The sequence below is a fragment of the Chitinophagaceae bacterium genome (assembly GCA_016710165.1).
Lineage (GTDB): Bacteria > Bacteroidota > Bacteroidia > Chitinophagales > Chitinophagaceae > Ferruginibacter.
Map to the genome: position 1 here is coordinate 2281556 of JADJLJ010000001.1, position 12414 is coordinate 2293969.

A 12414-nucleotide genomic window follows, 5' to 3' on the forward strand; every position below is an offset into this window, starting at 1 on the left:
ACTTAAGCTGTGCTAAAAATGAACAGCATGCTTAGTAAACGATCTGGTCTAAGAACAGGGTGCTGTATTTATAAAAGACCGGGACTATGACCGACCTGTTCCGGTATTGGGACTTCCGGACGATCCAGGCATTGTTGTTATACCATACCAGGTCGATAAGGATGTTTGATTTATATCCTTCATAATAATTTGTCAGGATGTCGCCGATGCCTGTTGGTAAGGTATCTTTTACTCCTCTTACAATAAAATTTTCTGCTGACCCTTCGTTAAATGTGTTGTAATTATCCCCAATCGCGGCAGGGTATTTACAAAACAGGTTGGAATTGTTATTGGCATATTGATAAAGCCCGTCTGCTTTCACATTCAGGTAGTATACCGTTGTATCGGCATCCACATCTATCACATTCAACCATTTCTCACCACCGAGGGTGTCTTCGCTTTTTGCTTTATGGGTCATGATGTAGGACTGGTATAAACTACCGTCCTGGTTATAAATATAATAGCGGTATGTCCAGGTGGTACCAACCTTTGGTTTCTGGGTTGCCGGGTTCACACCGCCGCTGAATACGGTCCCGTCTATTTCTTTCTGGCAGGAAACCAGGGTTATTGCAGAAAGAATGATGAAAAAAAGAATGCTGCTTACCCGGTTGTACATCTATCCCCGTTTTAATGATGATTGGTTCAATAAAATTAATCAAAAAGTTGGTTATCCCGTACTTTACCTGCTAAGGGTAGTGTCCTGTTTTGAATGGTTGTCATCCTGAGGAACGAAGGATCTCCTGATCAGGATCGTTTGCTTAACCTGAGATCCTTCGTTCCTCAGGATGACAGGTCACAAAATATTCAAAATAGGACACTACCAGCATAAGAGGGCTTGCCCGTTTGCAACCAGCTCCCAAACTGCTGTTAATTATCCGGCCCGCTTCTGCCGTTTGCTGCTTTATCCTATTTTTGCTTAAATACAGCATGTTGAATTTAACCATACAAACCAGGGGCCTCGTAAAAGTTTATGGCAGCCGCACCGTTGTAAACCATGTTTCCTTTGAGGTAAAACAGGGGGAGATCGTTGGTTTGCTCGGGCCCAATGGCGCCGGTAAAACCACCTCGTTCTACCAGGTGGTGGGACTTGTTAAGCCTGATGAAGGAGAGGTTTTTCTCAATGATATCAATATCACAAAGCTCCCCATGTACAAAAGGGCGCAAATGGGTATTGGCTATTTGCCACAGGAAGCGAGTGTTTTCAGGAAGTTAAGTGTGGAAGATAATATCCTGGCGGTGCTGGAAATGACCAAACTCAGCAAAAAGCAGCAAAAAGAAAAAATGGAGACTCTGCTGGACGAGTTCAACCTGCAGCGGGTACGTAAAAATAACGGCGATACCCTCAGTGGCGGCGAAAGGCGGCGAACCGAAATTGCCCGGGCCCTGGCAGTGGACCCTAAATTCATTTTACTCGATGAGCCCTTTGCCGGCGTTGACCCGATCGCGGTGGAGGACATACAGGGGATCGTTGCCAAACTGAAGTTCAGGAATATCGGGATACTTATCACCGACCATAACGTGAACGAAACCCTTTCCATCTGCGACCGGGCTTACCTGCTCATCGACGGAAAGATATTCACCCACGGCACGGCTGAAGAACTGGCCGGTGACGAACAGGTACGCCGCCTCTACCTCGGTAAGAACTTTGAATTAAAGCGCAAGGATTATTTACATGATGAAGCTGCCCGATAATTTTTTATCTTGTCGGGGAAATGAAACTGCTCTCTCCCGCCATATCCAAATTAGCCCGTATGCGTCTCTGGCGTATCGAGAACTGGAGCAGCCATCCCGTGGCCGTTCAGCGGGAGGTATTGCAGGAGCTGGTCACCGCAGCCCAATACACCGAATTTGGCAGGAAGTATAATTTCTCAAAACTGTTCACCCTGCGGGAATTCAAAAAAAATGTTCCCATTCATGAGTACGACGACATAAAGCCCTATATCCTGCGGATGATGGAAGGGGAAGAGAATATCCTGTGGAATACCCCGGTGAAATGGTTCGCCAAATCTTCGGGCACCACCTCCGACAAAAGTAAGTTCATTCCCATCAGCGAGGAAAGCCTGTACGACAACCACTTTAAAGCCAGCAAGGATGTGCTGAGTTATTACTATAAAAATTTCCCGTCCAGCGACCTGCTGACCGGTAAAGGACTGGTTGTGGGTGGTTCTCACCAGATCAGTAAGGTAAACGAAGACATACAGTATGGCGACCTCAGTGCCGTGCTGATGCAAAATTCCCCTTTCTGGGGACAGTGGATACGGACGCCCGAGTTAAGCGTGGCCCTGCTGGACGAGTGGGAAATGAAAATTGAAAAACTGGCACAGATCACGGCCAACGAGAATGTTACCTCCATTGCAGGAGTACCCACCTGGACCCTTCTTTTATTAAAGCGGATCCTGGAGATAAAAGGTAAATCAACCATCCGGGAAGTGTGGCCGAATTTAGAGCTCTACATCAACGGGGGCGTTTCATTCATTCCTTACAAAGACCAGTTTGATAAGCTCATTGGTGAAAAAATAAACTACCTGGAAATATACAATGCCAGCGAGGGCTTTATCGCTGCGCAGGTAAAACCGGATGACGATGGCATGTTGTTATTCACCGAACATGGTATTTTTTATGAGTTCATGCCGGTGGAAGAATACAAAAAGAAAGACCCGGTAACGGTTGGTTTAAAAGACGTTGTTCCCGGGAAGAACTATGCCCTCATCATCAGCACCACCGGCGGGTTGTGGCGATACCTCATCGGCGATACCATACAGTTCACCAGCCTTGATCCATACAAGATAAAAATCAGCGGAAGGCTGAAGCACTATATGAATGCCTTTGGCGAGGAGGTGATCGTTGATAATTCTGATAAAGCCATTGCAATGGCTTCTGAAAGAACAAATGCCGTGGTGAACGATTATACGGCCGCCCCGGTTTATTTCAGTGAGAACAACAACGGCGCACACGAGTGGCTGATCGAATTTGAAAAAGATCCGGATGATTTTGAATTATTTATCACCGAGCTGGATAAAGCTCTTAAAAATATAAACAGCGATTACGAAGCCAAGCGGCATAAGAATATCGCGTTACGCATGCCCATTGTTCATAAACTTCCTAAGGGAACATTCATGGAATGGTTGCGGAGAAAAGGCAAATTAGGCGGGCAGCATAAGGTTCCCCGGCTGAGCAACGACCGGCAGATCCTGGAGGAAATACTTACCATAAAAAATATCGGGCCTGTTTAAGGTTTTGATTTTATCTTGAGAAAAGAAAACGGTCATCTATGAAATTATTAGAAGGAAAGAACGCCATCATCACCGGGGCTGCCCGGGGCATCGGCGAAGGCATTGCGTTAAAATTTGCGGCGCAGGGGTGCAATATTGCATTTACCTATGTAAGCGATAATAGTGCAGAAAAAGCAAAAGCACTGGAAGAAAAGCTGGCTGCCATGGGCGTAAAGGCAAAAGCATGGAAAAGCAATGCGGGTGATTATGCCGCCTGTGAAGGCTTTGTAAACGATGTGCTGAAAGAATTCGGCGCCGTGGACATCTGTGTGAACAATGCCGGCATATCAAAAGATAATTTATTGCTCCGGATGACGCCTGAGCAATGGGACGAAGTGATGCAGGTGAACCTGAAAAGTGTTTTCAACATGACCAAGCAGGTGATACGCCCCATGATGAAGGCAAGAAGCGGCAGCATCATCAATATGAGCAGCGTGATCGGCGAAATGGGCAATGCCGGCCAGAGCAGTTATGCGGCCAGCAAAGCGGGCATCATCGGTTTTACCAAGAGTGTTGCCAAAGAACTGGGCAGCCGTAATATCCGGTGCAATGCGGTTGCCCCGGGCTTTGTGGAAACCGATATGACCCATTACCTGAAAGAAGGCGAAGGCGCTGAAAAATATAAGGCTGATATCCCGTTGGGAAGATTTGCCAGTACCGAAGACATTGCCAATGTCTGCCTGTTCCTGGCCTGTGATATGGGCAGCTATATTACCGGGCAGGTGATAAGCGCCTGTGGCGGATTGAATATTTAATCTCTACATCGCATAAAAACCCCGGGTAGAATCTACCCGGGGTTTTTTATTAGGATGACCGGAACGCTACCGGGTGATTTAATTTTTTATGCGGCCCGAAAAAGATCCGCAACAGGATACGGAATGCAGCCAGCTCAATGAATATGAAACACAATCCCAGTAAAATGATCAATGCTGCCTGGCCGCTGTGTACATAGGTAAAGAACACGTCAACTCCAATGAATGCAGCTGTTATTGGAAAACCCAGCATTCCCAGGGCTGCCAGCAAAAACAGGAAGCCGGTTGTTTCTTCTTCATATACATAACCATGGAACCGGTTGAGTGAAATATCCCTGTCGATGGAATTTATTTTTTGCAGGCAATAATAGCCCAGTAAAAAAGCCATCAGCACGCCGCTGGTATACAACCCCGTCTCCGTGATATTTACCTGGTCTGCATTAAGCAGCAGGGCTGCCAGTATATAAATATGGCCCGTTAACAAACAGAACCACGCCCGCAAGGCAGATCGCCTGTATGAAAATGAAAAAAGAATGACCGACAGGGCAATGCTCATAAATATAAGCGGCAGGCTCACCCCGGTAAACTGCAGCGACCGGGGGTTTACTTGACCCAGGACCAGGATCGCAATACCCGTAATGGCCAGGGCTCCCAGTAAGATAAACGACCGGAAGAACTGTAATTGTTTCCCGATCCATTTGAACGGGCTCCATACATACCGGAACATGATCGTATCTAAATTCCATTCTTTAACATTCAGGATGTATAAAGAAGCTTTAAAAGCCGACACCGGTTTTTGTTGCGGAATGGTATAATGAAAATACTGGTGATGAACCAGGTAATTCAGCACCGAAGGCGAAACCAGCAACTGGTATGTTCGTAAGAAGGCATTGCCGGCAAAATGGATCAATACCAGCCAGTGAAAACCCAGGGCTGTTTCAATGAACATGATACCGATCTGTGCGGCAGAGGAATAAGCGATCTGTGTCTTTACCGTTGGCTGCGCCCTCGCAATAAGAGTGGCCATAATGGCCGTTAATGCACCAATAACAATGATGCTGATCTTTACCCAAAGCATGTCTTCCCAGAAAGGGTGTGTGCGAAGCAGGAAGAAAACACCGATGTGTACACTGAGTGAACCATAAAAAATGGCCGAAGAAGAAGTGGGTCCTTCCATGGCCCTCGGCAACCAGGTGGTGAACGGAAACTGTGCCGACTTAACCGTAGCCGCCAATATGATCATACAGACAATGAACAGGGCCATTCCCGTATGACCCGTTTGAACAGCGATGTCCTTTGCCTCACCCAACTGGGTAAATGAAATATTCTGATGGGTAAGATGATGCATCATCCACATGGCAAGCATAAGCGAAACGTCGCTGATGCGGTAATTGGAGACCGTCTTCAGTGCATTTTTTACAGGCAGGTACCGGTTCCGGTAGAAAGCGATCAGTAAGAATGAACAAAGCCCCTTGATCTCCCAGCCGATAAAGAGGGTCTCAAAATTTCCGGAGAGGATAATGAAGTTATACCCGGCTGCAAATAAAAGAATGGTGTTGAAAAAACGTTTGTACCCCTGGTCACGGTGCATGTAATACTTGCTGAATGTAGCCACCAGGAAGAATAATAGGGCGCCCACAAAACCGAATACAGCCGTTATCTCATCGTAATACAATTGAATGGCAAAAACAAAATGTTCGGTCTGGTAAAGGGTGGCCAGTTTATAGGTCACCGGCTCAAGTCCATTGAATATCCACCAGACCAGGAACACAACGGACAGTACGATGTAAGATACCTTCGTAACCCGCACGATACGGCCAATAGCTTTTTCACTTTTATTCTGCCAGAACAGCGAGATCAGAAAAGCCAGCAATGGCAGGCCGATGAATAAGATGAGCAGTTGTTCCATTTGTTTTATTTCTAGCTGTTAATTTTATTTGTTTCAGAAAACCCTTCCTGTTTTTTGGTAGTGCATCAGTTTGAAAATTTTGGACTACAAATCTTGTCAGGTTGTCCCGATAGCTATCGGGATGTCGAAGCTAATCGTAGTGCTAAAACACCTTCGACAAGCTCAGGCTGACATCTATTTTTTCAAACTGGTGCACTACCTGTTTTTCCTGCTATGGCTAATCCAGCAGGTACACCGGCAGGTTTTCTTCCGTTGCATGCACAATGTGGTTGGTCTCCATTTCTTTTGCCCCTTCTAAGAATTTCTCCATGTTGTGGATGGTCTTTATTTCTTCCGAAGCGGTGATGGGTTCATATTTTTCAAACACCCCGTTCCTGAAATAATAAAACTGTTCTTCTTCCGGGTGCAGCGCCACCACGTGTACCCATTCATTCCGGTACCACTCAAATACTTCCGGTGTGGACTGAATGGCTTTTAAAACAATATCCGGTTTGTGTTCAACGATCACCAGCAATCGTACCGGGTCGTGCACTTCGATCATCTGCCAGGGCAGGCCGGGCCGCAGGTCGCCATCGCTGCTGTTGGCCACACCAAAAAGGCCCATTACATTGTGCGGCAGTTTGGTGCCGGCGCCCATTTTAATATTATCCACCCGTGAGAAATAATATTCCAGGTTGATGCCCCCGCAAACCAGCCCGATCGGCCGCATCACCGCAGTAAGAATGGATCCGTCGGGATCAGTTGCATGATCATAGCTGTTCAGGAATGCACGGCGGTCGAGGAACAGGCCCTTGGTTGTTTGCCTGTGGCCGATGATGGCAAGCGTGTTCGTGCCATGGCCCAGTTCCGGCCGGGGTTCAAACAAAGAAACCGAACGGTCGTGAATGGCTTTACGTACCTGCTCCAGCCGCTGCCGGGTATTGATGGATGCAAAACGCCTGCTTCTTTCTTTGGCGTTTAGGTTCAGCGCTGTTTCAAAATTCTGTTTGTTGATGAGGTGTTCGCCTGCATTCCCGGCGCTCAGAACTCCTTCGTCGTAATAACCCATCACATCGGCTGCCGTATCATGCATGCTGCCGATGAACTGCGTGGAGCCGGGGATCAGGATCCCTTTTGATGCCAGGTTTTCCCTCACTTTTTTATGATTGAGAATAAATGCCTGTACCCTTGCGTTGGTGGCGCCCGGTCTTCCGCTGCAGGCCCCGCAATCGTGAGCGCCGTGGTGTGGATTGTTGGCGCTGCTGCTTCCGTGCGCTACAATGTAAACGATAGGCGCAAAATTTTTAACCAGCCCGATGCCACGTAAAAAACCTTCGGCCCTTGCCGTCATTTCATCAACAGTATAGCCGATCTGCAATCCATTCTCTACATCGGCTGGGTCCCTGTTTTCTATTGTTAGCGCAGATTGCCTGTCCATATGCCCGTATGCATTTGAAATGGCCGGGCTCATTTTCGGGCTGAACATCATCTGCATCTTTTTTCCCAACGCCCAAAAACCATACGTGATGCTTAAAACAAAGCCGGTGAAAAATCCATGCGTAAGCTTGGTATAGATCGGCTCGTCCTTCCGGGGTTCCTTTGCATCGTATTCTTTGATCAGGTATTTGGGTGTTACCGGTGCAGGACAGAGTTTATCATAAAACTTGCTTCCTTCCTGCTGAAAATAGAACTCCACCCCAAAAAATCCCGGGGCGCCGAATGTTTCGCAGTTCTTATCCACCGCTTCGATATGCCGGCGGATAGAATCCTCCCGTTCATCAATGCAGAAGATGGCCTGGAATGTTTTTTCATTTGACGGGGGCCTCGGTGAGGCGATCGTGATCCCCTTGAGCACCGAATCATAATAGCTCCATTCAAAGGCATCCTGCCACAATTCCAGTACTTCGGCTAATTCTGTTTTAGGAACATCCGCAAATAAGTCAAGCGGTGGTTCTGCAACATGATCGGCCAGCGGCTGCCATTTTTTTCCGAGCTGGTGGTTCAGCGCATCCAGCTCCATCAGCAATTCAAACTCCACCAGTTCCTTCAGGGTAATTATTTTCCGGTCGAGCAAGGTCTGTGGGTTGTCTTCCACCGCAGAAACAAAACCACTCCATCCATGATGGGAAAACTGCTGGTCAAATAAATACTGTTCAAAATATTCTTCTTTTCCAACAATGGTCGTTAAAAGTCCGGCAATGGAATAGTCGCCCGACAGGAATTTTTGACGGACTGCCCGGGTTTTAAAGAAGCTGGTGAAACTTTTTTGCTCCAGCTCCTTCAGGCTTTCCATGAATGGTTTACCGGCAACCGGGAAACTTTCAACGGCAATGCCCTGGTCTAAAAAAGCACAGAGGATGCGGAACAGCAGGGGATGAACTTTGTTATCCAGGTCGATATGGTAGACCTCTTTCCAGTATTTTCTTAACTGCCCGATCCGCGAAAGGTTATTGGTATCGTATTCTGCAGCGGTAAGTTTTTGTTTCCATCCTGCAACGGCTCCTTTTCCTTTTTTGCCGGCGATCACCATCTGAAGCACATCTTCCCGGATGCGTCCTGTTTTATGCAGTTCCCGGAATTCGGGTAACTGCAGGTGCACCTGGTAGCCGAAAATCTTTGATGCCTTGAAAATGGCATCATAAAATTTCATGTGCTGAAAAGCATGCAGGGAGTTGTGATGGATAAAATCCTTCAAGGCCTGCTGCGAAGGCAAAAAATGTTTCAGTTCATGAATAACATGTGCTTCGTCAAAGGAATGGTTGCTCATATAAAATAAAATCGGGCTGGAGAAAACCTCCAACCCTGTTTAAAAAATTAATGCCTTAGTTCCGCTAAGCTGAATTTGGGATTTTTTTCATCCTTTATGTATGATACATCTTTATAAAACTCCACTTTACCGGTATCAATATTATACATGGCCCCCACAATACCTATTTCGCCTTTGTCCAGCATTTCCTCCAGGATAAAACTGCGTTCAATAATATTCTTCACACCACGCTTCACATTCAACGTAGCTACATTCTCAACAAATTTTCCGTTTTTTGAATTCCGCTTATCGATGGCAGTTGTTTCAGATTCGGCATAAACAGCGGGTTGCAATTTGGACAACAGCTCGGTAAGGTTTCCCATTTCTACATGGTCGCAGGCGCCTTTTACTGCCCCGCATTTGGTGTGTCCAAGAACGACGATCAGCTTTGATCCTGCTACTTTACAGGCAAACTCCATGCTGCCCAGTATATCTGTATTCACAATATTACCGGCGATCCTGACAGAAAAAACATCGCCCAATCCCTGGTCGAAGATCAACTCAGAAGAAGTGCGGCTGTCAATACAGCTAAGTATGGTGGCAAATGGCCATTGTCCGTCACGGGTGGCATTCACCTGGCCTAATAGATCCCTTTGTGCTTTTAAATTTTTTACAAACCGGGCATTCCCTTCCTGTAATATTTCCAATGCCATCCTGGGCGTTAAACTGGCTTGTGTTTCTTTTGTATGAACTCTCATTTTAAATTTGATTTGCTTTTTTAAAAAAATTAATGTTTTAAGCCGGTTCAATGAACCGGATCGTTTCTACCGTTATATTTTTAGTCTTCGCATTGCTTCTGAAATCGCGGATGAGTTCCACTACATCGTATGCAATGGACCTGGAATTGGTGCAATCAATGATAACTTTTGAATTTTCCGGGATCTCTTCCAGCTCTTTTATAACACTGGCCTTATTAAAAAAGGAAACCTCTTCTGCCAGCACGAGGTGATGTACTTCATGTCCTTCTTCTGTTGTCACCGTTTCTTTCATGTAATGCGAATTCCGGTAGCTATGGCGGAGTGTGTAAAAAATACCAAATAGTATGCCGATGGTAATTCCTTTTAACAGGTCGGTCAACAAAATTCCTACAACGGTTGCTAAAAAAGGAACAAACTGTTCCCAACCCAGTTTGTACATCTGCTTAAATAGAACGGGCTTCGCTAATTTATAACCCACCATGAATAAAATGGCAGCTAAACTGGCAAGCGGGATCATATTCAACACACCGGCAATGGTAATAGCGCTGATCAATAAAAACACCCCGTGAAGGATGGCCGATAATTTTGTTTTGCCACCAAAAGAAATATTGGCTGAGCTGCGTACTATAACCTGTGTAACAGGCAAGCCTCCTATTAATCCTGAAAATATATTTCCAAGTCCCTGGGCTTTCAATTCCCTGTTGGTAGGTGTAATTCTTTTATTGGGGTCCATTTTGTCTGTAGCTTCAACACTCAGCAGTGTTTCCAGGCTGGCAACAATGGCCAATACAATGGCTATTTTCCAGACCTCAAAATTCGTTATGGCTGAAAAATCCGGAAAGGTGAACTGGTTAAAAAACTCCGTTAAATTATTTGCAACCGGAAGCCTTACAACCTGGTCTTCGGCTAAACTGAAATCCAGTGTTCCCGATTTAAACAGGTAATTCATTACGATACCAAGAATTACCACAACAATGGGGCCTTGTATCAACTGAAAGATTTTATGTTTTTTTGTTAACACCGAATCCCACAATATCAATATAGCTAAAGAGATGACTGCTATCAAAACAGCCCCGGGGGTAATAAAATCCAGCGCCTTTGATATCTCGGTAAACGTATTTTGCCCGTCTGCCTGTAAAAAAGCATCATCCCCTTCTGCGTCCTTATCCCAGCCTAAAGCGTGTGGAATTTGTTTTAAGATTATGAGAAGCCCGATGCCCGTAAGCATTCCTTTAATGACGGAAGAGGGAAAAAAGTAGGCGATAAAACCAGCTTTGGCAAAGCCGAGTGCCAGTTGAATAAATCCGGCTATTACAACCGCCAGTAAAAAAGCAGGCCAGGAACCCAGGGTGGTGATGGCGGTTAATACAATTACAGCCAGGCCGGCAGCAGGACCGCTAACCCCCAATGATGAACCGCTTGCAATACCTACAATGATACCCCCCACAATTCCTGCGATGATGCCGGAAAAAAGTGGCGCTCCCGATGCCAATGCAATACCCAGGCATAAGGGCACTGCAACAAAAAATACGACAATGCTGGCCGGAAGATCACTCTTAAATTCCTTAAATAGGTTATTGTTCTTCATGTAAAACTGTTTTAATTTAATGAAAAGAAGATAGTATTACTATCAAATCAGGTATGGTCTAACAGATCCTTACCACCGGGTTATAAAAAAGGTTGAGAAAGCCTGTAACAGGCACTGTGATTTAACTAAAAAGATGATTATGCCACGTTGGGCGGAGGTACCAGCAGTTCGCCGTGGAAAGCAATATAGGTTCCTGCGTTTTCTGTTTTGTGGTATTGCAGGTCGATGGAAAAAAGATAATCGGTCTTGTGATGGTCGTGCAGAAATTCTTCCGAAACAGAACTGATGTTCTTCGGCGTTTTTTCTTCGGTGCTGTTCCCAAACGGGTTGGCACTCTCTTCTTCGCTGCCGGGCATGGGTGACTGGACGGGGGATGATTTTGAACTTTTGGCCAGTTCCTGCTGGCTGGCAAAAACAAAGGGGGTGCTTACCGTAAGCCACATCAGCAGCAGTATCATAAGAACCGCTGAACCTATTTGAAAAATATTATATGTTTTTTTTCTTGTTGTCATTGAAGGAAGCGCAAATTAATACTTCTGCCCGTGCAAACCAAACCTTCTGCTTAATCAGGCGCAGGATGATTAAATTTTACAATTACCTAACAATACAGCAGGGAAATGGTTGAGACCGGGGGTTAGCAGCATGTTCCTGCACTTCCCGTAAAAACAAGTATGCAGAAACAGGAAAAGCCGGTTCAAGGCTGTACATTTAATATATGAACATACCGCCGGTTTTATGACGCCATACGAAAAACTGTTAACAGACAACAAAACCTGGGCAAAGGAACAGTTGAAAACGGACCCCGCGTTCTTTAAGCGGTTGTCTTCCATTCAAACCCCTGATTTTTTATGGATCGGCTGCAGCGACAGCCGCGTGCCCGCCGATAAGATAACCGGAACACAACCCGGCGAAATATTCGTACACCGGAACATCGCCAACATGGTGGTACACACCGACGTCAATCTTTTAAGTGTGCTGGATTATGCGGTGAACCATTTAAAGATAAAACACGTGATCGTGTGCGGCCACTATGGTTGCGGAGGCATCAAAGCGGCCATGAGCAGCCGGGATTTCAAGCCGGTATTGAATATGTGGCTGAGAAACATAAAGGACGTCTACCATATTTACCGGGATGAGCTGGATAAAATAGATAATGAAGAAACAAGGACTGACAGGCTGGTAGAACTGAATGTGGCGGAACAGGTAACCCACCTGGCCCAAACTTCCATTATCCAGCGGGCATGGCAAAAACAATCAGGGCCGCATTTGCACGGGTGGGTGTATGGTTTGAAAGACGGTTTGATAAACCCTGTGCTGGAAATGCCCCCCGGATCTTATATCGATCCCCTGTACACGTACGAAGATCTATAG

At 46.0% G+C, this 12414-nt stretch carries 10 protein-coding genes; 4 read left to right on the forward strand and 6 right to left on the reverse strand.

Annotated features, from left to right (window positions below; genetic code table 11):
• Positions 1-31: 31 nt before the first annotated feature.
• On the reverse strand, positions 32-655 hold the full coding sequence (locus IPJ02_10030; GenBank protein MBK7375873.1) for a hypothetical protein: 624 nt from the start codon (positions 653-655) through the stop codon (positions 32-34).
• A gap of 311 nt (positions 656-966) precedes the next feature.
• Between IPJ02_10030 and lptB the strand changes: the two genes are divergently transcribed.
• From lptB to fabG, 3 genes are read left to right on the forward strand one after another with little or no spacing between them, the layout of a single operon-like run.
• Positions 967-1731: an LPS export ABC transporter ATP-binding protein gene (gene lptB / locus IPJ02_10035; protein MBK7375874.1), complete on the forward strand. Its 765-nt coding sequence runs from the start codon at positions 967-969 to the stop codon at positions 1729-1731.
• A gap of 20 nt (positions 1732-1751) precedes the next feature.
• The gene (locus tag IPJ02_10040) at positions 1752-3272 is read left to right on the forward strand and encodes a GH3 auxin-responsive promoter family protein (GenBank protein MBK7375875.1); all 1521 of its coding nucleotides are present in this window, start codon (positions 1752-1754) and stop codon (positions 3270-3272) included.
• A 38-nt stretch (positions 3273-3310) separates the two neighbouring features.
• Positions 3311-4066 (forward strand): 3-oxoacyl-[acyl-carrier-protein] reductase, encoded by a 756-nt coding sequence (gene fabG, locus IPJ02_10045; GenBank protein ID MBK7375876.1) that lies wholly within the window; start codon positions 3311-3313, stop codon positions 4064-4066.
• A 49-nt stretch (positions 4067-4115) separates the two neighbouring features.
• On the opposite strand, the gene IPJ02_10050 is transcribed toward fabG, so the two are convergent.
• The 5 genes from IPJ02_10050 to IPJ02_10070 form a co-directional block, all read right to left on the reverse strand.
• A complete protein-coding gene (locus tag IPJ02_10050) occupies positions 4116-5972 on the reverse strand; it encodes a hypothetical protein (protein ID MBK7375877.1) in 1857 nt (618 codons plus the stop codon).
• Between the two features lie 217 nt (positions 5973-6189).
• The gene (locus IPJ02_10055) at positions 6190-8718 is read right to left on the reverse strand and encodes a DUF2309 domain-containing protein (protein ID MBK7375878.1); all 2529 of its coding nucleotides are present in this window, start codon (positions 8716-8718) and stop codon (positions 6190-6192) included.
• A 47-nt stretch (positions 8719-8765) separates the two neighbouring features.
• Entirely contained in the window at positions 8766-9455 is a 690-nt protein-coding gene (locus tag IPJ02_10060; GenBank protein ID MBK7375879.1) for a carbonic anhydrase, read from the reverse strand.
• Between the two features lie 37 nt (positions 9456-9492).
• Positions 9493-11043, reverse strand: a complete 1551-nt coding sequence (locus tag IPJ02_10065; GenBank protein ID MBK7375880.1) for a SulP family inorganic anion transporter — start codon at positions 11041-11043, stop codon at positions 9493-9495.
• 137 nt (positions 11044-11180) lie between these two features.
• Positions 11181-11555, reverse strand: a complete 375-nt coding sequence (locus IPJ02_10070) for a hypothetical protein (GenBank protein ID MBK7375881.1) — start codon at positions 11553-11555, stop codon at positions 11181-11183.
• 223 nt (positions 11556-11778) lie between these two features.
• Between IPJ02_10070 and IPJ02_10075 the strand changes: the two genes are divergently transcribed.
• Complete coding sequence (locus tag IPJ02_10075) at positions 11779-12414, forward strand: carbonic anhydrase (protein MBK7375882.1); 636 nt, start codon at positions 11779-11781, stop codon at positions 12412-12414.